Origin of the sequence: Pseudomonas sp. NY15374 (assembly GCF_048068255.1) — a bacterium.
Taxonomy (GTDB): domain Bacteria; phylum Pseudomonadota; class Gammaproteobacteria; order Pseudomonadales; family Pseudomonadaceae; genus Aquipseudomonas; species Aquipseudomonas machongensis.
In genome coordinates, this window is record NZ_JBLUPZ010000003.1 from 141,230 (window position 1) to 160,521 (window position 19,292).

A 19,292-nucleotide genomic window follows, 5' to 3' on the forward strand; every position below is an offset into this window, starting at 1 on the left:
GGCCTCAAACGTTCTGCCGCTCACCCTTCGGATCGAAGAACACCGAAGACACGATCTCTGCCTCGATCACGCTGCCATCGGCCTGTGGCGAATAGACCCGCTCGCCGAGGCGCTTGAGGCCACCCTTGACCACGCCCATGGCAAACGAATAGCCCAGGGAGTTGGCCTTGTAGCTGGAGGTGACGTGACCGACCATGTCCATCGGGATTGGCTGCTTGGGATCGAATACCAGCTGGGCGCCTTCAGGCAGCCACACGTTCGGGTCGACAGGCTTGAGGCCAACCAGTTGCTTGCGGTTCTCGCGGGTGGTGTCCTCGCGGTTCATACCGCGCAGGCCGATCCACGAGTACGGCTTGTTGCGCCCCACGCACCAGCTCATGTTGAGGTCGTCCGGAGTCATCGAGCCGTCGGTGTCCTGGCCGACGATGATGAAACCCTTCTCGGCGCGCAGCACGTGCATGGTCTCGGTGCCGTATGGCGTGAGGTTGTACTGCTTGCCCGCCTCGATGATCTTTTCCAGCACGCCCATGGCGTAGTTGGCCTGGACGTTGACCTCGTACGAAAGCTCGCCGGTGAACGAGATACGGAACACCCGCGCCGGTACACCACCGACGTTGCCTTCCTTCCAGCTCATGAACGGGAAGGCGTCCTTGTCCAGGTCGATGTCGCTGATCTGCTCCAGCAGCTTGCGGCTGTTGGGGCCGGACAGGGTCATGGTCGCCCAGTGGTCGGTCACCGAGGTGAAATACACCTTCAGCTCCGGCCATTCGGTCTGGTGGTACAGCTCCAGCCACTGAAGCACACGGGCGGCACCGCCAGTGGTGGTGGTCATGATGAAGTGGTTGTCGCCGACGCAGGCGGTCACGCCGTCGTCGAAGACCATGCCGTCTTCCTTGCACATCAGGCCGTAACGGGCCTTGCCCACATCGAGCTTGGTCCAGGCGTTGGTGTAAACGCGGTTGAGGAACTCGCGCGCATCCGGGCCCTGGATATCGATCTTGCCGAGCGTGGAGGCATCGAGCAGGCCCACGCTGTCACGCACTGCCTTGCACTCACGTGCCACGGCGGCGTGAATGTCTTCGCCAGGCTTGGGGAAGTACCATGGGCGCTTCCACTGGCCGACATCCTCGAACTCGGCGTTGTTCTTCACGTGCCAGGCGTGCAGCGCGGTGAAGCGCACCGGCTCGAACAGGTGGCCACAATGACGGCCCGCCACCGCGCCGAACGTGACCGGCGTGTAGTTGGGGCGGAACATGGTGGTGCCCATTTCCGGAATGGTGATACCCAGCGAGCGGGCGGCGATGGCCAGGCCGTTGATGTTGCCCAGCTTGCCTTGGTCGGTACCGAAGCCCAGCGCGGTGTAGCGCTTGACGTGCTCGACCGACTCGAAGCCTTCGCGGGTGGCCAACTCGATGGCGGCCGCAGTGACGTCGTTCTGCTGGTCGACGAACTGTTTCGGCGCGCGCGCAGTGCCCTTGTCGTGCGGCACCTGGAACAGCGCCACAGTGGCCTCTTCCTTGCGTTGCAGGGCCTTGGGCAGGCTGCCGACGCTGGCCTTGAAGCCGGCCTCGGTGGCGGCGCGAGCCCCCCCTTCGAAGCCATCGGCGAGGGTGTCGCCCAGCGCATAGACGCCGTTCACGCCACCGACGCACACGCGCTTCTGCGGCGCGTCGCCCGGCACGAAGCCGAGGATATCGTCACGCCAGACCGGGCGTCCGCCCAGGTGCGAAGCCAGGTGCACCACCGGGCTGTAGCCCCCGGACGTGGCCACCAGGTCGCATTCGAGCCATTCGCCAGGGCTGGTGACCTTGTGCGCAGGCACATCGATGGCCGCCACACGGGCACCGGTGACGTGCTTGCCGCCACGGGCTTCGATCACCGCGCTGGAGGTGAGGATGCGGATGCCCTTGGCACGCGCCTCCTCGACCAACGAACCGCGTGGGTTGTGGCGCGCATCGGCGATGGCGATCACCTGCAGGCCGGCATCGTGCCAGTCCAGGGCGGTGCGGTAGGCATGGTCGTTGTTGGTCGACAGCACCAGCTTGCGGCCCGGCGCCACGCCATAACGGCGCACATAGGTGGAAACCGCTCCGGCCAGCATGTTGCCCGGCAGGTCGTTGTTGCCGTACACCAGCGGACGCTCGTGGGCGCCGGTGGCCAGCACCACACGCTTGGCCCGCACACGGTGCACGCGCTGGCGTACCTGGCCGATCGGCGCGCGATCGCCGAGGTGGTCGGTGAGGCGCTCGTGGATGGTCAGGAAGTTATGGTCGTGATAACCGTTGACCGTGCTACGCGGCAGCAGGGTGACTTCCGCCAGCCCCTGCAGCTCGGCAAGGGTAGCAGCCACCCAGTCGGCGGCCGGCTTGCCGTCGAGGGTCTCGCGGCTGTCGAGCAGGCTGCCGCCGAACTCTTCCTGTTCGTCGGCCAGGATCACCCGTGCACCGCTACGGCCAGCCGCCAGTGCGGCGGCCAGGCCTGCCGGGCCGGCACCGACGATCAGCACGTCGCAGTGCTGGTTCATGTAGTCGTAACTGTCCGGGTCGTTCTGCAGCGGTGCACGGCCCAGGCCCGCCGCCTTGCGGATGTACTTCTCGTAGGTCATCCAGAACGACTTGGGATACATGAAGGTCTTGTAGTAGAACCCCGGCGGCATCATGTTGCCGCCGACCTTGCCGATGATGCCCATGACGTCGTTGTTGACGTTCGGCCAGCCGTTGGTGCTGCTGGCCACCAGGCCCGAATACAGCGCCTGCTGGGTGGCACGCACGTTGGGGATCTGGGTGGCTTCGCTGGAGCCGATCTGCAGGATGGCGTTCGGCTCTTCGGTACCGGCGGCGATGATCCCGCGTGGGCGCGAATACTTGAAGCTGCGCCCAACGATCTCGACACCGTTGGCCAGCAGCGCGGCGGCCAGGGTATCGCCGGCATAACCCTGGTAGGTCTTGCCGTTGAAGGTAAAGTTCAGAACCTTGCTGCGGTCGATGCGACCGCCGCTGGCGAGGCGATAGACCTGGCTCATACTTTTTCTCCCTGGCCCTTGGCGGTCGCCGGTGCGGCGCTTTGTCTGGATGCGGCGGTCACCTGAGGTTTCTCACCGATCTTGTAGGTTTCGAGAATCTCGTAGGTCACCGTGTCGCGGGTCACGTTGAAGTACTGGCGGCAACCGGCGACGTGGTCCCACAGCTCATGGTGGATACCGCGCGGGTTGTCGCGGAAGAACATGTAGGTGCCCCACTCTTCGTCGGAGCAGGCGTTCGGGTCCAGCGGGCGGGCGATGTGCGCCTGGCCTGAAGCGTGGAATTCTTCTTCGGAGCGCAGCTCGCCGCAGTGGGGACAGAAGATTTGCAACATGACGATTGTCTCCGGGTCAGTGGGCGACGGCAGCAGCGCCGTGTTCGTCGATCAGCGCGCCGTTGTAGAAACGGTCGATGGAGAAAGGCGCGGCCAGCGGGTGCATCTCGCCCTTGGCCAGGCTCGCCGCAAAGACGTTGCCCGAACCTGGCGTGGCCTTGAAGCCGCCCGTGCCCCAACCGCAGTTGAAGAACATGTTCTTGACCGGAGTCTTGGAGATGATCGGGCAGGCATCGGGAGTGGTGTCGACGATGCCGCCCCACTGACGGTTCATGCGCACGCGCGACAGGATCGGGAACATCTCGACGATCGCCTGCAGGGTGTGTTCGATGATCGGGTACGAGCCACGCTGGCCATAACCGACCCAGCCGTCGATGCCGGCACCGATCACCAGGTCGCCTTTGTCGGACTGGCTGATGTAGCCGTGCACGGCGTTGGACATGATCACCGAGTCGATGATCGGCTTGATCGGCTCCGACACCAGTGCCTGCAAGGGGTGCGACTCCAGCGGCAGGCGGAAGCCAGCCAGCTTGGCCATGTGCCCGGAGTTACCGGCGGTGACCACGCCGACGCGCTTGGCACCGATGAAACCCTTGTTGGTTTCCACGCCGATCACTGCACCGTTCTCCTTGCGGAAACCAATGACTTCGGTCTGCTGGATCAGGTCCACACCCAGGGCATCGGCGGCCCGGGCGAAGCCCCAGGCGACCGCATCGTGACGGGCCACGCCGCCGCGACGCTGCACGGTGGCGCCCAGAATGGGGTAACGGGTGTTCTTCGAGCAGTCCAGGTACGGGATCTCGGCTGCGACCTGGTCGGTGAGGATCAGCTCGCCGTCGACGCCATTGAGACGGTTGGCGTTGACCCGCCGCTCGGAATCACGGATGTCCTGCAGGGTGTGGCACAGGTTGTAGACGCCGCGCTGGGAGAACATCACGTTGTAGTTGATGTCCTGCGACAGGCCCTCCCACAGCTTCATGGCATGCTCGTAGAGGTGCGCGGACTCATCCCACAGGTAGTTGGAACGCACGATGGTGGTGTTGCGCGCGGTGTTGCCACCACCCAGGTAACCCTTCTCGACCACCGCGACGTTGGTAATGCCATGTTCCTTGGCCAGGTAGTAGGCCGTGGCCAGGCCATGACCGCCGCCGCCAACGATGACCACGTCGTAGACCTTCTTGGGAGTTGGCGTGCGCCACATGCGCTGCCAGTTCTCGTGGTGGCTGAGGGAGTGCTTGAGGAGGCCGAAGCCCGAATAGCGTTGCATGGTGTTCTACTCCACTCAGCGGTAGACCGGGAAGTCGGCGCACAGGGCGGCGACGTTCTTGGCGACATCGGCTTCGACGTCGGCGTCGCCCAGGTTGTCCAGCACATCGCAGATCCAGCCAGCCAGCGCCACGCACTGGGCAACCTTGAAGCCGCGGGTGGTGACGGCCGGGGTGCCGATGCGCAGGCCCGAGGTGACGAACGGCGACTGCGGATCGTTGGGCACGGCGTTCTTGTTGACGGTGATGTGGGCGCGGCCGAGGGCGGCGTCGGCATCCTTGCCGGTCAGGCCCTGGCGAATCAGGCTGACCAGGAACAGGTGGTTGTCGGTACCGCCGGAGACCACGTCGTAGCCACGTTCGATGAACACCTGGGCCATGGCCTGGGCATTCTCGATGACCTGCTTCTGGTAGCTCTTGAACTCGGGCTCCAGCGCCTCCTTGAAGCACACCGCCTTGGCGGCGATCACGTGCATCAGCGGGCCGCCCTGGGCGCCGGGGAACACGGCGGCGTTGAGCTTCTTCTCGATCTCTTCGTTGGACTTGGCCAGGATCAGGCCGCCACGCGGGCCGCGCAGGGTCTTGTGGGTAGTGGTGGTGACCACGTCGGCGAAAGGAATCGGGTTCGGGTACAGGCCCGCAGCGACCAGGCCGGCAACGTGGGCCATGTCGACGAACAGCAGCGCACCGACTTTATCGGCGATCTGGCGGAAGCGTGGGAAATCGAGGGTTTTCGAGTAGGCCGAGAAACCTGCGACGATCATCTTCGGCTTGTGCTCGACGGCGAGGCGCTCGACTTCGTCGTAGTCGATCAGGCCGGTATTGGTGTCGATTCCGTATTGAACGGCGTTGTAAAGCTTACCCGAGGACGACACCTTGGCGCCGTGGGTGAGGTGGCCGCCGTGGGCCAGGCTCATGCCCAGGATGGTGTCACCGGCCTGCAGCAGGGCGAGGTAGACCGCACTGTTGGCCGAGGAGCCGGAATGCGGCTGGACGTTGGCGTAATCAGCGCCGAACAGCTGCTTGGCGCGCTCGATGGCCAGCGCCTCGACCTTGTCAACGTGCTCGCAACCACCGTAGTAGCGCTTGCCCGGATAGCCTTCGGCGTACTTGTTGGTCAGGCCGCTGCCCTGGGCCTGCATCACGCGCTTGCTGGTGTAGTTCTCCGAGGCGATCAGCTCGATGTGATCTTCCTGGCGCTGTTCCTCGGCATTCATCGCCGCCAGCAGTGCATCGTCGTAACCCTGGATCTGGTCTTGCTTGCTGAACATCGTGTTTCTCCCGGCAGCGATCGCTTCTTGTCTGATGAGGGTCTTCTCACCCTTTGCAGCGATGGTATGACTGGGCCGGGGGGCACAGATGCCTGCGCGCGCCTTGCAATGGCGCGTTTACGACATTGTGGTGCAGGGACCGTGGTGCCCCTGCAGGAGCGGGCTTGTCCGCCAAGAAGCCGGCACTGACACCCCACACCCGGCTTGTATAGGCAACTGCTGAATCGATGGTTTAGAGTGCTGCCTTGCGTCGTAAAAAGGACAGGCGTCATGACCGATAACAACCAACAATTCGCCAGCGACAACTATTCCGGCATCTGCCCCGAAGCCTGGGCGGCGATGGAAAAGGCCAACCAGGGCCATGAGCGCGCCTACGGCGACGATCAGTGGACCGAACGCGCCTCGGAATACTTCCGCAAGCTGTTCGAGACCGACTGCGAGGTGTTCTTCGCCTTCAACGGCACCGCCGCCAACTCCCTGGCCCTGGCCTCGCTGTGCCAGAGCTACCACAGCGTGATCTGCTCCGAGACCGCCCACGTCGAGACCGACGAATGCGGCGCGCCGGAGTTCTTTTCCAACGGTTCAAAGCTGCTGACCGCACGCAGCGTCAACGGCAAGCTGACCCCGGACTCGATCCGCGAGGTCGCGCTCAAACGCCAGGACATCCACTATCCGAAGCCGCGCGTGGTCACCATCACCCAGGCCACCGAAGTCGGCAGCGCGTATCGCCCCGACGAGCTCAAGGCGATCAGCGCCACCTGCAAGGAACTGGGCCTGAACCTGCACATGGACGGCGCACGCTTCTCCAACGCCTGTGCGTTCCTCGGCTGTTCGCCGGCGGAGCTGACCTGGAAGGCGGGCGTCGATGTACTGTGCTTCGGGGGCACCAAGAACGGCATGGCGGTGGGCGAGGCGATCCTGTTCTTCAACCGCGAACTGGCCGAAGACTTCGACTACCGCTGCAAGCAGGCCGGGCAACTGGCCTCGAAGATGCGCTTCTTGTCGGCGCCCTGGGTCGGGCTGCTGGAGGATGGCGCCTGGTTGCGTCACGCACGACATGCCAACCACTGCGCGCAGTTGCTGGCGTCGTTGGTCAGTGACCTGCCGGGTGTCGAACTGATGTTCCCGGTGGAAGCCAACGGGGTGTTCCTGCAACTGCCGGAGTTCGCCATCGAGGCCCTGCGTAACAAGGGCTGGCGCTTCTATACCTTCATTGGCAGCGGCGGTGCACGCTTCATGTGCTCATGGGATACCCAGGAAGCACGCGTGCGAGAGCTGGCGGCGGATATCCACGCGATCATCAACGGCTGAGCAAGAAGGCTCGCGGCGGGAGCGGGCAGTCCCACTCCCCGCAAAACGCGTCAGTTCAAGATCATCAGCAGGACAGTCGCCCTGCCTAGAGCCTGGTTCAGGCCTCGCCAATGGTCCGGGCGATAGCGTCCACCGCAGCATCCACCTTCGCCTGGGTGCGCTCCAGCGTCTGCGCGTGCTCGCGCTGCAACTCGATCTGCTTGGAGCACAGGTTCAAAGCTGCCAGCACCAGCAACTTGTCGCCGATCAATGTGGGGTAGTTGCGCTTGGTCTCGGCCAGAGCGACGTTGAGCATGCGCACGGCCTGCGAGAGCGTCTCTTCCTGGCCCTCGGGCGCCTTCAGCGAGTAGTCGGTGCCGAGAATGTTCACCACATTGATCGGCTGCGCTTGCAGTCTCATGCGCCTACGACACCTGCACTGGCACGCTCGACCAGCGCCTGGATACGTGCGGCGGTAGCGCCGTGCTTCTCTTCCTGCTCCATCAGCGACAGCTGCAGGGTCTCGTTCTCTTCCTTGGCCTGGGCCAGTTCCTGATCGAGCTTCTGGTTCTGCTCGGTCAGTTGCGCGTTCTTGTGCATCAGGTCGCCGACCAGTTGCTCCAGTTGATTCAGGGATGCTTCCAACATGCGTCTATCTCGGTTGTTGCAAAGGGCGCACACGATAAAGAAAAGCTCGCGCCCCCGCCATTAAAAATCAGGTAAGGGAGGGTGTGTTCCGGCAGATTGACAGGCTTGCGGGCACCTTGTTCCGGCCTGGATCAACCGCCTGTCAGGAAGAACGAGTGTAAATCCTCGTTTAGCCCCCCGTTGCCTAAAGACTCGTGCGTTCCGACCGATAGGCAGGTAGGTCAAATTCCTTCGCATGGACGCGAGCCTTCCCTCCGGATCTCGACGTCATGTCCCTACGCAATCTGAATATCGCCCCACGCGCCCTGCTCGGCTTTTCCCTGATCGGTGTGCTGATGCTTAGCCTGGGTATTTTTTCCCTCATCCAGATGGGCAACATCCGGCAGGCGGGCATCATCATCGAGCAGGTCAATGTCCCGAGTATCAAGCTGCTGGATGAAATGACCGCGCTCAACCTGCGCCTGCGCACCCTGTCCTATCGCCTGCTGGTCAACCGGGAATCCCAGGCCGATACCATTCGCCTGATGGACGAACGCAACGCCCAGATCGACAAGGCTCGTAGCGCCTACGCGCCACTGATCGCCGAGCCTCAAGAACAGGCCGCATTCGACCAGTTCGGCCAGTTGCTGACACAGTACCGCCAGCTCGAAGCACGCATGCGCAGCCTGAGCCAGGCCGGCCAGCTCGACCCTATGCGCGAGATGCTCAACCGCGACCTGCTGGCCAACTCGGACCAGATCAACAAGGCCATGGAACACCTGCTGCAGATCAACACCGAGCAGACGCGCAAGACCAACGAGGAAGCCGCACGCCAGTACGACAATGCCTTCATGCTGGTGATCGGCCTGCTGGTCGCTGCCACGGTGCTCACACTGCTGTTCGCCCTGATCCTGACTCGCAGCATCGTGGGTCCGATCGACGACGCCCTGCGCGCCGCCGAGCAGATCGCCGAAGGCGACCTCACCCAACGCGTCACCACCGACGGCACCGACGAAGCCGCTCGTCTGCTGCAGGCCATGGCCAAGATGCAGGACAAGCTGCGCGACACCCTGCAACTGATCGCAGGCTCTGCCACCCAGCTCGCCTCGGCCGCCGAGGAGCTCAACAGCGTCACCGACGAAAGCGCGCGCGGCCTTGCCCAGCAGAACAACGAGATCCAGCAGGCAGCGACTGCGGTTACCGAGATGACCAGCGCTGTCGAAGAGGTCGCACGCAATGCCGTCAGCACCTCGGAGGCCTCGGGTGAAGCCAGCCGCTCCGCTGGCGATGGCCGCGACCTGGTGATCGAGACGGTCGGCGCCATCGAGCGCATGAGCAGCGACGTGCAGACCACCGCCAGGCTGATCGAGGACCTGGCCGGGCAGTCCCGCGATATCGGCAAGGTGCTGGACGTGATCCGCGGCCTGGCCGACCAGACCAACCTGCTGGCACTCAACGCCGCCATCGAAGCGGCACGTGCCGGTGAAGCTGGACGGGGCTTCGCGGTGGTAGCCGACGAGGTGCGGGCATTGGCCCACCGCACCCAGCAGTCGACCAGCGAGATCGAGCGGATGATCGGCAGCATCCAGGGCGGCACCGAGCATGCGGTGGAATCGATGCGCACCAGTACCGATCGAGCCGAATCGACCCTGAACATCGCTCGCGGCGCTGGCCTTGCATTGGACACCATCACCAGCGCCGTGGCGCAGATCAACGAACGCAATCTGGTGATCGCCAGCGCCGCCGAGGAACAGGCCCAGGTGGCCCGCGAAGTGGACCGCAACCTGGTGAACATCAATGACCTGTCGGTGCAGAGCGCGACCGGCGCACACCAGACCAGCATGGCCAGCGCCGAGCTGTCACGTCTGGCGGTGGATCTGAACGGGTTGGTGGCGCGGTTCAGGACCTGAACACGCAAATCCTGCAGGAGAGGCGGTTCGCCGCTCCTGCAGGTACGGTGCAACGGATCAATACTCGATCCGCACATCCCCCTTGGGCACGCTGCAGCATGACAGGATGTACCCTTCGGCTTCGTCTTCCTCGGTGATCCCGCCGTTGTGGTCCATCTCTACCTCACCGCCGAGCTTGAGCACCTTGCAGGTGCCGCAGATGCCCATGCCGCAGGCCTTGGGAATCATCAGCCCGACCTTCGCCGCCGCCGCGTGCACCGTCTCGCCCGGGGCGATGCGGATGCTCTTCTCGCTGCCGACGAACTCCACCAGATTGAGGTCGGCCACATCCACTTCCGGCGCCTCGGCGGCCGCTTCGGCGTGCTCGACCGCATCGGCCTTGGCCTCGGCCGGCGTCGCACCGAACGATTCCTCGTGGTAGTTCTTCATGTCGAAGCCGACCGCTTCGAGCATGCGCTTGACCGCGTTCATGTAGGGCGTCGGGCCACAGCAGAAGATCACCCGCTCGAGGTAATCCGGCGCGATAAGCTCCATCAGCCGTTGGTTCAGGTAGCCGCGATAGCCCGCCCAGGGCTCGCCCAAGCCGTGCTTCTCGCAAATGATGTGCAGGCTGAAGTTGGGAATGCGCGAGGCCATGTGTTCCAGCTCGCGGTGATAGATGATGTCCTTGGGTGAGCGGGCGCTGTGCACGAACACCATGTCGACGTTGGCGTTGGTGTCGTAGAACCAGCGCGCCATGGACATCACCGGGGTGATGCCGACGCCGCCGGAGAGGTACAGCGCCTTCGCGGCCGGGAAGTCGATGGCGTTGAACAAACCGACCGGGCCGTGTACGGGAAGCTCTGCGCCCTCGTGCATGGTGTCGTGGAGGAAGTTCGACACCAGCCCGCCAGGCACGCGCTTGACCGTGATCGAGAAGCTGTAGGGGACTGAAGGCGAGCTGGAGATGGTGTAGGAACGCATCACCGGCTTGCCTTCGATCTCCAGCTCCAGCGTCACGAACTGGCCCGGCTTGAAGAAGAACATGATCGGCTGGTCGGCCATGAAGCAGAAGGTGCGCACGTCCCAGGTCTCCTGGATGACCTTGACGCAGCGCACGATGTGGCGGCCGTTGGCCCAGGTCTGGGTGGTGACCGGATTGAGGAAGGTTTCGGACATGTTCTTCTCCAGCAGCCGACTATCGGCCTTCTTATGGCTGCGATAATGCGCAACGCCGAGACGTCGCACATTCCCATCCGCGACATCGGCGTGCTTATCGCGACCAGCCCCGAGGTACAAGGGCTGGCGCGTCGGAATTCGATTCGGCCATGTCGCCCATGGATATGGTTCGCGAACGGCGCGAACGCACACTCCTCGGCAAATAGAACCGCTGTTCTTTCGCTGACAGCCTTGCGCCAACCACAACAACGATTAGCCACCTTTCGCCGGCCGACAACGGCCTTGAGGATATAACGATGGACGTCACCGCAACCCTGAGCCTGGGCGATCCACTGGAACCTGCACGCAAGGCCACCGCCGAGATGCTGCAGACCCGCGAGCGGACCTACTCGCTGCCGCAGCCGTTCTACTGCGACGAGCGCCTGTTCCAGATCGACATGCAGGAGATCTTCCACAAGGAGTGGCTGATCGCGGGAATGACCTGCGAGATTCCGGCGAAAGGCAACTACCTGACCCTGCAGATCGGCAAGAACCCGGTGATCGTGATTCGCGGCACCGAAGGCAAGGTGCACGCCTTCCACAACGTCTGCCGCCACCGCGGTTCGCGCCTGTGCGTCAGCGACAAGGGCAAGGTGGCCAAGCTGGTGTGCCCATACCACCAGTGGACCTACGAGCTCGACGGCCGCCTGCTGTTCGCCGGCACCGAGATGGGCGCCGACTTCGACATGAACCAGTACGGCCTCAAGCCGATCAACGTGAAGACCGCTGGCGGCTATATCTTCATCAGCCTGGCGGAAAATCCGCCGGCCATCGACGAGTTCCTCGCCACGCTCGACCACTACATGGAACCGTACGACATGGAGAACGCCAAGGTGGCCGTGCAGACCACCTTGATGGAAAAGGCCAACTGGAAGCTGGTCCTGGAAAACAACCGCGAGTGCTACCACTGCAACGGTTCGCACCCCGAATTGCTCAAGACCCTGCTGGAGTGGGACGACACCAACGATCCGCGCGCCGACCAGGCGTTCAAGGACCACGTCGCCGCGTCCGCCGCTGCCTGGGAAGCCGAGAAGATTCCGTACCTGCACAAAAGCCATGGCCTGCGTAACCGCATCGTGCGCATGCCGCTGCTCAAGGGCACCGTATCGATGACCATGGACGGCAAGCAGGCGTGCAAGAAGCTCATGGGCCGCATCAAGAACCCCGACCTGGGTTCGATGCGCATCCTGCACCTGCCGCACTCCTGGAACCACTGCATGGGCGACCACATGATCGTCTTCACGGTGTGGCCGATCAGCGCCCAGGAAACCATGGTCACCACCAAGTGGCTGGTGCACAAGGATGCCGTCGAAGGCGTCGATTACGACCCTGAGCAGATGCGCAAGGTGTGGGACGCCACCAACGACCAGGACCGCCGCCTGGCCGAAGAGAACCAGCGCGGGATCAACTCCACCGCCTACCAGCCGGGCCCGTACTCCAAGACCTACGAGTTCGGTGTGGTCAACTTCATCGACTGGTACAGCAACCGCGTCCTGGCCAACCTGGGTGCAGAGCCCGCGCCATACCTGAAGGAAGTCAAGGTTCAGTAAGCCTTCACGGAGGGTGATAAACGCCACGACCGAGTGATCGGCCGTGGCGTTTTACATGGCAATCCAGAGGAACTGAACATGTTATCCACAGAGTTGTTCAGATGGGTTGTGGACAGGAATCGAATATCTGCCGAAAGCCGATTGATCATTATTTGATCAAATCCTTGCAAGCCTTTGATTCAAAGGCCTGCAGGCAATATCGAACACCTTGTCCACAGATACGCCAACAGATTTTGTGGGCACATGCAGGGTTGTTGGAAAAGTGCTGTGGATAATGGCCCAGGAGCCTTATCAATCATGATCTTGAGAGTGATCATCGGGATTTTGATCAATTATTGATCATTATCTTGCAGGCCAATGAAATCAAGGCATCTAGCGGTTGCCCAACATATTATCCACAGAGCCGCCAACAGTGATTGTGGGAAACATCATGGGAATGACCCGTGATTGCCACGGACGATTCACGAAGCGGGCTGTATGTTTTTTGATCAATCCCCTACAGACTTTGATTTCAAAGGGCTGTAGAGAAGCGCGAACACTTTATTCACAGGGTCGCGAACAGATTTGGTGGGCAACTCTTTGTAACAGCTGGAGCCGCTCTGCGGCCCCAACCAGTCAGCGCAACACGCCTTCCTCCACCAACAACTTGAGGATCGCCTCGGCGCCCTCCTGTGGAGAAACATCCTTGAGCACCTTGCCGCCGCCACCGCTGGCCTTGGCCGTGGCCGCCTTCATCCGGTCGGCACCGCTCTTGGCCTTGATCACCTTGAGCCGCTTGGGCCGCGGGCGGGCAGGCTGCAAGGCGTCGCCTTCGAGCAACTGATCCTCCACCACCGCCACGTTACGCGCCGCCAGCACACCCCGCCGTGCAGGGCCAAAGGCGCTCTGGCGCGGCTTGGGCGCCGCGTTATCCACAGTCGCCAGCAACGGCAGGCGCACCTTCAACCGGCGTCGTTGACCGCGCGGCAAGGCTTGCAGGACCTGGGCGGTGCCATTCTCGATCGATTCCACCTCGGCCAGGCCCACCACCAACGGCCAGCCCAGCCGCTCGGCCAGCAGAAACGGCAACATGCCCGAGCCTTCACCCGTCTCGGCCTGGCTGCCGGTGAGCACCAAATGGGCACCGGCATCGCGCAGGTAATCCCCCAGTACCCCCAGCACATCGGCCCCCGCAGGCTGCTCGAGGACATCCAGATGCTCCAGGCCCATACCCAGATAGGCGCGCAGGGCCTCTTCGCGCGGGTCGCCGGCATGCACCACCTGCAAGTTATCCCCAGCCAGCTGCAAGCCCAATTCGACGGCGCGTGCATCCTGCTCGGCGCGGCGGGCGCGGCCAGAGCTGGGGTGGGCACCGATGGAAACCAGGCTGATGACTTTCGTACTCATGCTCGTGCCCTTATGCCGCGTCGCGCTGAGCGCCGCTGCGGTAGTTGTCCACAGCCTCGATCAGTGCCTGGAGAATCGCCGCGCTGTCGCCAATCACCGACAGGTCGGCCCGTTTGATCATGTCGCAGCCGGGGTCCATGTTGATCGCCACCACCTTGTCGCAGGCACCGATCCCCTGCAGGTGCTGGATCGCCCCGGAGATACCCACAGCCACGTAGACCCGCGCCGTGACCCAGGTACCGGTAGCGCCGACCTGGCGGTTGCGCGGCATGAAGCCGTCGTCCACCGCCACCCGCGAAGCGCCTTCGGTAGCGCCAAGCGCCACGGTCGCCCTGTGGAAAAGCTCCCAGTCCTTCACGCCGTTGCCACCGGAGACGATGAATTCCGCCTCGGCCATGGCGATCGAGGCTGGATCCACCGCGACTGGCCCCAGGTCTTCGATACGCGACAGGCTGCGCGCCACGCCTGTGGACAACTCCACCGGCAACGCTTCGTGACGGGTTTCGCTGACCGGCTCGGCGCATTCGGCGGCGGCCAGGATCAGGCGCGGCAGACCTCTCTGCAGGTCCTGCTGACCGGCACCGGCGCGGCCGATGCACTGGCCGTCCTTGATCTGCCAGACCCGCGTCGCCGGGCGCTCGCCCAAGGCGGCGCCCAGACGCCGACCCAGTTCGCCGCCACCGGTGCGGCTGTCGGGCAATAGCCAGTGTCGTGGCGCGAACTGGTTATCCACAGCCCGCAAGCCCTGGACAAGCTGTTCGGGCACATAGCCTTCGAACGCTTCGCCTTCAATGACCAGCAGGCGGTCGACGCCGGCTGTGGAAAAGTTGCTTTCCTTGTGTTCACCGAACACCACCGCCAGCACCGCACCGTCAGTGCCGGCAAGGCTGCGGGCAAGGCCGAGCAGGTCGCGGTCGTGGCTGCCGAGGCGGCCACCGACCATGTCAGGCACCACGGCGATGTAGAACGCCGGATCCGCCACTTGATGCAAGGGCAATTGCACCTCGGCGGCTGCCGTGCGCCGACCACCGATCGCCGTGCCCTGCTGGGCGCCGCTGCGGTCGATACGCTTGAGGCCACTGGGGCCGATGAAACCGGCGGCGATGGCGTGAGGATTCTTGCGGATGAGCCCATGGGGGCCCATCCAGCGGGTCTGTTGCGTCTGCATCGCCGCGTGCAGCGGATGCAGGCGGTTGCGGGCAATCCACTCGGCGCGGGGATCGCGGCGGATGATGTCGCTCATCAGTGCACCTCCGCAGGTTCACGTTTTACCAGGTTCGGTTTGCTCGCGGCGGCGGGGGCGTCGTCCTCGATCAGCACGTCGGCGACCAGCTCGGCCAGGTCCTTGATCTGTGGCCGCGGTTCGACCACACCTTCAAGCATTGCCGTGCACTGTGGACAACCCACCGCCACCAGTTCGGCCTCGGTCTCGCGGATATCGTCCATGCGCATGTCGGGAATGCGCTGCTTGCCTGGGATGTCGGTGATCGGCGCACCGCCGCCACCGCCACAGCAACGCGAACGGAAGCCCGAGCGCTGCATCTCGCGCACCTCGATACCCAAGGCCTTGAGCACGTCGCGCGGGGCTTGGTACTCGCCGTTGTAGCGCCCCAGGTAACACGGGTCGTGGTAGGTCACGCTACCGCCCTTGTGCTGGCCGAGGTTGAGCTTGTTGGCGGCGATCAACTCGGCGATGTAGGTGCTGTGGTGCTGCACCTGGTACTCGCCGCCCAGGGCGCCGTATTCGTTCTTCAATACATGGAAACTGTGCGGATCGCAGGTGACGATGCGCTGGAAGCGGTATTGGCCCAGGGTCTGGATGTTGCGCTTGGCCAGTTGCTGGAAGGTCGCTTCATCGCCCAGGCGACGGGCCACGTCTCCGCTGTCGCGCTCCTCCAGGCCCAGCACGGCGAAGTCCACACCCGAGGCCTTGAGCACCTTGACGAAGGCACGCAGGGTGCGCTGGTTGCGCATGTCGAAGGCGCCGTCACCGACCCAGAACAACACCTCGGTGGTCTTCACGTCCGACAGCAGTTTCAGGTTCAGGTCGGCGGCCCAGTTCATCCGCCCACCGGGGTTGAAGCCGCCGGGGTTGTCGGTGGCGATCAGATTGTCCAGCACCTCGGCGCCTTTGTTCGGCGTCGCGCCCTTTTCCAGCGTGAGGTGACGGCGCATGTCGACGATGGCATCGACGTGCTCGATCATCATCGGGCATTCCTCGACGCAGGCGCGGCAGGTAGTGCACGACCACAGCGTCTCGGCATCGACCAGGCCGTTGACGATCGGCTGGTGCGGATGACCGCCGTGCTCACCCACCGGTTTACCCGGGTACGGGCTACCGGCAAAGGTCGCATCGGTGCCACCGGCCAGGCCGATGACCATGTCCTGGATGAGCTTTTTCGGGTTCAGCGGCTGGCCGGCGGCGAATGCCGGACACATCGCCTCGCACTTGCCGCACTGCACGCAGGCGTCGAAGCCCAACAGTTGGTTCCAGGTGAAATCGACCGGTTTCTCCACACCCAACGGTGCGTTCGGGTCTTCCAGGTCGAGCGGCTTGAGGCCAGTGGAGCGACCGCCACCGAAACGCTCGGCACGGCGGTGCCAGGCCAGGTGCAGGGCACCGGCGAAGGCGTGCTTCATCGGCCCGCCCCAGGTCATGCCGAAGAACAGCTCCGACACACCCCACAACACGCCCAGGCCGAGAATGCCGACCATCACCCAGCCGCCGGTATTGGCCGGCAGGATGCCCGCGACCGGCAAGGTGGCGATGAAAAAGCTCGCGGCGAACACCAGCAGGCTTTTCGGCAGGCGCATCCACGGGCCCTTGGACAGGCGCGCGGGCGGATTCAGACGACGCTTGAAGACGAAAATCGCGCCGCTGAACATGATCACCGTGGCCACCAGCAGTGCGTAGCCAAGGATCTTGCTCTGCAGGCCGAAGCCGTGCACCAGGATCGCCAGCAGCGCCGACAGCACGAAGCCGCCTGCAGTGGCGACGTGGGTCTTGGACATGTACTTGTCGCGCTCGACCACATGGTGCAGATCGACCAGGTAACGCCGCGGCATGGCCAGCAGGCCGCCGAGCAGGTCGACCTTGCTTGGCCGCCCGCGTCGCCACATGCGCACGCGGCGCAGGGCGCCGAGCACCGCCAGGGCGAGCGCGGCGAACAGCAGGATGGGTAGAAGGGTGTTCAACATGGGAGGCTCCCACAACAGCGGTTGCAAGGGGTTCAGGCCCCTGGAATCCTGCACCGGCCCTGTGGGAGCGGGCTTGCCCGCGAATGCGCCAGGTCAGACAACCCTGTTGTTGGTGCTGACGCTTTCGCGGGCAAGCCCGCTCCCACGGGGGCCGGTGTGTGCCGACAGATCGATCAGAAATCCTTGCACAACCGCAAGGCGTCATAGATCGCCGCATGCACGTTGCGCTGGGCCACGCAGTCACCGATGCGGTACAGCAGGTAGCCCTCGCCCGGCTGGCTGAGGATCGGCTGCGGCTGGATCGCGAACAGGGCGTCGATGTCGATCTGGCCCTTGTTGCGCGAACCCTCCTTGAGCCCGTAGTACAGCTCCTCGTCCGGACGCACGCCGTTTTCGATCACCACCTGGTCGACCACACGCTCTTCCTTGGCCCCGGTGTATTCGTTCTCGAGCACCGCCACCAGCTTGTCGCCCTCGCGGTAGACCTTCTCCAGCATCATGTCCCCGGTCATGATCACTTCCTTGGGGTAGATGCTGCGGTAGTAGGTCGGGAAGGTCGTGCCGCCCATGGCTACGCCCGGCTTGATGTCGTCGGTGACGATCTCGACCTGGCTGCCCTTGTCGGCGATGAAGTCGGCGGTGGACATGCCGGTGAATTCGCAGATGGTGTCGTAAACCAGCACGTTCTTGCCCGGTGCGACCTTGCCGTCGAGCACGTCCCAGCTACTGACCACCAGCCCTTCGGCGGCGCCCCAGTGCTCGTTCTGCTCGATGAACGGATGACCGCCCACCGCCAGCACGATGATGTCCGGGCGCAGGTCCTGGATGGTCGCGATGTCTGCCGCAGTGCCCAGGCGCAGGTCGACCTTCAGGCGCGCGAACTCAAGCTGGTACCAGCGGGTGATGCCGGCGATCTGGTCGCGCTGCGGTGCCTTGGCGGCGATGGTGATCTGCCCGCCGATCTGCTCCTTCTTCTCGAACACGGTGACGTCATGGCCACGCTCGGCAGCCACTCGTGCGGCCTCCATGCCGGCAGGGCCGGCGCCGACCACCACCACCTTGCGTTTCGGCCCGGTGGACTTCTCGATGATGTGCGGCACACCCATGTATTCACGGGACGTCGCGGCGTTCTGGATGCACAGCACGTCCAGGCCCTGGTACTGACGGTCGATGCAGTAGTTGGCACCGACGCACTGCTTGATCTGGTCGATCTGGCCCATCTTGATCTTGGCGATCAGGTGCGGGTCGGCCATGTGCGCACGGGTCATGCCGACCATGTCGACATAACCGCCTTCGAGAATACGCGTGGCCTGGTTCGGGTCCTTGATGTTCTGCGCGTGCAGCACCGGGACCTTGACCACTTCCTTGATGCCGGCCGCCAGGTGCAGGAACGGCTCCGGCGGATAGCTCATGTTGGGGATGACGTTGGCCAGGGTATTGTGGGTGTCGCAACCCGAACCGACCACGCCGATGAAGTCGATCATGCCGGTGGCGTCGTAGTACGCGGCGATCTGCTTCATGTCCTCGTGGCTCAGGCCATCGGGGTGGAATTCGTCACCGCAGATACGCATGCCCACGCAGAAATCGTCACCGACCTCGGCGCGTACCGCCTTGAGCACTTCCAGGCCGAACTTCATGCGGCCTTCGAAGCTGCCGCCCCACTCGTCGGTACGCTTGTTGACCCGCGGGCTCCAGAACTGGTCGATCATGTGCTGGTGCACCGCCGACAGCTCCACGCCGTCCAGTCCGCCTTCCTTCGCCCGGCGCGCGGCCTGGGCGTAGTTGCCGATCACCCGCCAGATCTCTTCCACCTCGATGGTCTTGCAGGTGGCGCGGTGCACCGGCTCGCGGATGCCGGACGGCGACATCAGCGTAGGCCAGTGGAAACCGTCCCAGCGTGAGCGACGGCCCATGTGGGTAATCTGGATCATGATCTTGGCGCCATGCTTGTGCATGGCGTCGGCCAAGTTCTGGAAGTGCGGAATGATGCGGTCGGTGGACAGGTTCACCGAGGCCCACCATTGCTGCGGGCTGTCGATGGCCACCACCGACGAGCCGCCACAGATGGCCAGGCCGATGCCGCCCTTGGCCTTCTCTTCGTAGTACTTCACGTAGCGCTCGGTGGTCATGCCGCCGTCGGTGGCGTAGACCTCGGCGTGCGCGGTGCTGAGCACCCGGTTGCGGATGGTCAGCTTGCCGATCTGGATCGGCTGGAACATTGCTTCGAATGCCATGACGCTCTCT

Annotated in this window: 14 protein-coding genes and 1 pseudogene; 4 read left to right on the forward strand and 11 right to left on the reverse strand. The window is 63.8% G+C overall.

Annotated features, from left to right (window positions below):
• Positions 1-4 precede the first annotated feature (4 nt).
• Genes ACNFHO_RS08550 through ACNFHO_RS08565 form a run of 4 tightly spaced genes read right to left on the reverse strand, consistent with a single transcriptional unit; the run spans position 5 to position 5,890 of the window.
• Positions 5-3,022: a sarcosine oxidase subunit alpha gene (locus tag ACNFHO_RS08550; RefSeq protein WP_054892151.1), complete on the reverse strand. Its 3,018-nt coding sequence runs from the start codon at positions 3,020-3,022 to the stop codon at positions 5-7.
• Entirely contained in the window at positions 3,019-3,354 is a 336-nt protein-coding gene (locus tag ACNFHO_RS08555) for a sarcosine oxidase subunit delta (RefSeq protein WP_054892150.1), read from the reverse strand. The genes ACNFHO_RS08550 and ACNFHO_RS08555 overlap by 4 nt, the downstream gene beginning before the upstream one ends.
• Positions 3,355-3,370: 16 nt before the next feature.
• Positions 3,371-4,621, reverse strand: a complete 1,251-nt coding sequence (locus ACNFHO_RS08560) for a sarcosine oxidase subunit beta family protein (RefSeq protein WP_054892149.1) — start codon at positions 4,619-4,621, stop codon at positions 3,371-3,373.
• A gap of 15 nt (positions 4,622-4,636) precedes the next feature.
• Entirely contained in the window at positions 4,637-5,890 is a 1,254-nt protein-coding gene (locus tag ACNFHO_RS08565; protein ID WP_054892148.1) for a serine hydroxymethyltransferase, read from the reverse strand.
• A gap of 270 nt (positions 5,891-6,160) precedes the next feature.
• Between ACNFHO_RS08565 and ACNFHO_RS08570 the strand changes: the two genes are divergently transcribed.
• A complete protein-coding gene (locus tag ACNFHO_RS08570) occupies positions 6,161-7,201 on the forward strand; it encodes a low specificity L-threonine aldolase (protein ID WP_416765974.1) in 1,041 nt (346 codons plus the stop codon).
• Between the two features lie 97 nt (positions 7,202-7,298).
• Here the strand turns inward: ACNFHO_RS08570 and ACNFHO_RS08575 are convergent, their stop codons facing one another.
• Both ACNFHO_RS08575 and ACNFHO_RS08580 read right to left on the reverse strand, forming a co-directional pair.
• Positions 7,299-7,601: a cell division protein ZapA gene (locus ACNFHO_RS08575; RefSeq protein ID WP_054892146.1), complete on the reverse strand. Its 303-nt coding sequence runs from the start codon at positions 7,599-7,601 to the stop codon at positions 7,299-7,301.
• The gene (locus ACNFHO_RS08580) at positions 7,598-7,828 is read right to left on the reverse strand and encodes a hypothetical protein (RefSeq protein WP_054892145.1); all 231 of its coding nucleotides are present in this window, start codon (positions 7,826-7,828) and stop codon (positions 7,598-7,600) included. Before ACNFHO_RS08580 ends, ACNFHO_RS08575 begins: the two co-directional genes overlap by 4 nt.
• A 269-nt stretch (positions 7,829-8,097) precedes the next feature.
• On the opposite strand from ACNFHO_RS08580, the pseudogene ACNFHO_RS08585 reads away from it, so the two are divergent.
• Positions 8,098-8,862 (forward strand): annotated as a pseudogene (locus ACNFHO_RS08585) (MCP four helix bundle domain-containing protein); the annotation flags it as partial.
• Positions 8,854-9,717: a methyl-accepting chemotaxis protein gene (locus tag ACNFHO_RS08590; protein WP_372822912.1), complete on the forward strand. Its 864-nt coding sequence runs from the start codon at positions 8,854-8,856 to the stop codon at positions 9,715-9,717. The pseudogene ACNFHO_RS08585 and the gene ACNFHO_RS08590, both read left to right, overlap by 9 nt.
• A gap of 57 nt (positions 9,718-9,774) precedes the next feature.
• Here ACNFHO_RS08590 and gbcB read toward each other — a convergent pair whose 3' ends face one another.
• Positions 9,775-10,875 (reverse strand): glycine-betaine demethylase subunit GbcB, encoded by a 1,101-nt coding sequence (gbcB, locus tag ACNFHO_RS08595; protein WP_054892143.1) that lies wholly within the window; start codon positions 10,873-10,875, stop codon positions 9,775-9,777.
• Between the two features lie 296 nt (positions 10,876-11,171).
• Here gbcB and gbcA point away from each other — a divergent pair, with 296 nt between their 5' ends.
• Complete coding sequence (gene gbcA, locus ACNFHO_RS08600) at positions 11,172-12,464, forward strand: glycine-betaine demethylase subunit GbcA (protein ID WP_054892142.1); 1,293 nt, start codon at positions 11,172-11,174, stop codon at positions 12,462-12,464.
• A gap of 615 nt (positions 12,465-13,079) precedes the next feature.
• Here the strand turns inward: gbcA and ACNFHO_RS08605 are convergent.
• The 4 genes from ACNFHO_RS08605 to dgcA all read right to left on the reverse strand — a co-directional run bounded on the left by ACNFHO_RS08605 (position 13,080) and on the right by dgcA (position 19,282).
• Complete coding sequence (locus ACNFHO_RS08605; RefSeq protein WP_416765976.1) at positions 13,080-13,850, reverse strand: electron transfer flavoprotein subunit beta; 771 nt, start codon at positions 13,848-13,850, stop codon at positions 13,080-13,082.
• A gap of 10 nt (positions 13,851-13,860) precedes the next feature.
• Complete coding sequence (locus ACNFHO_RS08610) at positions 13,861-15,093, reverse strand: electron transfer flavoprotein subunit alpha/FixB family protein (RefSeq protein WP_414154641.1); 1,233 nt, start codon at positions 15,091-15,093, stop codon at positions 13,861-13,863.
• Positions 15,093-17,048 (reverse strand): dimethylglycine demethylation protein DgcB, encoded by a 1,956-nt coding sequence (gene dgcB / locus ACNFHO_RS08615; RefSeq protein WP_065864498.1) that lies wholly within the window; start codon positions 17,046-17,048, stop codon positions 15,093-15,095. Before dgcB ends, ACNFHO_RS08610 begins: the two co-directional genes overlap by 1 nt.
• A gap of 173 nt (positions 17,049-17,221) precedes the next feature.
• Positions 17,222-19,282 (reverse strand): dimethylglycine demethylation protein DgcA, encoded by a 2,061-nt coding sequence (gene dgcA, locus ACNFHO_RS08620; RefSeq protein ID WP_054891725.1) that lies wholly within the window; start codon positions 19,280-19,282, stop codon positions 17,222-17,224.
• Positions 19,283-19,292 lie beyond the last annotated feature (10 nt).

Coding starts and splice junctions, on each gene's coding strand:
- dgcA (WP_054891725.1), bottom strand. CDS start 19,282: ATGGCATTCGAAGCAATGTTCCAGCCGATCCAGATCGGCAAGCTGACC.
- ACNFHO_RS08555 (WP_054892150.1), bottom strand. CDS start 3,354: ATGTTGCAAATCTTCTGTCCCCACTGCGGCGAGCTGCGCTCCGAAGAA.
- ACNFHO_RS08605 (WP_416765976.1), bottom strand. CDS start 13,850: ATGAGTACGAAAGTCATCAGCCTGGTTTCCATCGGTGCCCACCCCAGC.
- gbcB (WP_054892143.1), bottom strand. CDS start 10,875: ATGTCCGAAACCTTCCTCAATCCGGTCACCACCCAGACCTGGGCCAAC.
- ACNFHO_RS08565 (WP_054892148.1), bottom strand. CDS start 5,890: ATGTTCAGCAAGCAAGACCAGATCCAGGGTTACGACGATGCACTGCTG.
- ACNFHO_RS08580 (WP_054892145.1), bottom strand. CDS start 7,828: ATGTTGGAAGCATCCCTGAATCAACTGGAGCAACTGGTCGGCGACCTG.
- gbcA (WP_054892142.1), top strand. CDS start 11,172: ATGGACGTCACCGCAACCCTGAGCCTGGGCGATCCACTGGAACCTGCA.
- ACNFHO_RS08590 (WP_372822912.1), top strand. CDS start 8,854: ATGCAGGACAAGCTGCGCGACACCCTGCAACTGATCGCAGGCTCTGCC.
- ACNFHO_RS08550 (WP_054892151.1), bottom strand. CDS start 3,022: ATGAGCCAGGTCTATCGCCTCGCCAGCGGCGGTCGCATCGACCGCAGC.
- ACNFHO_RS08560 (WP_054892149.1), bottom strand. CDS start 4,621: ATGCAACGCTATTCGGGCTTCGGCCTCCTCAAGCACTCCCTCAGCCAC.
- ACNFHO_RS08610 (WP_414154641.1), bottom strand. CDS start 15,093: ATGAGCGACATCATCCGCCGCGATCCCCGCGCCGAGTGGATTGCCCGC.
- ACNFHO_RS08570 (WP_416765974.1), top strand. CDS start 6,161: ATGACCGATAACAACCAACAATTCGCCAGCGACAACTATTCCGGCATC.
- dgcB (WP_065864498.1), bottom strand. CDS start 17,048: ATGTTGAACACCCTTCTACCCATCCTGCTGTTCGCCGCGCTCGCCCTG.
- ACNFHO_RS08575 (WP_054892146.1), bottom strand. CDS start 7,601: ATGAGACTGCAAGCGCAGCCGATCAATGTGGTGAACATTCTCGGCACC.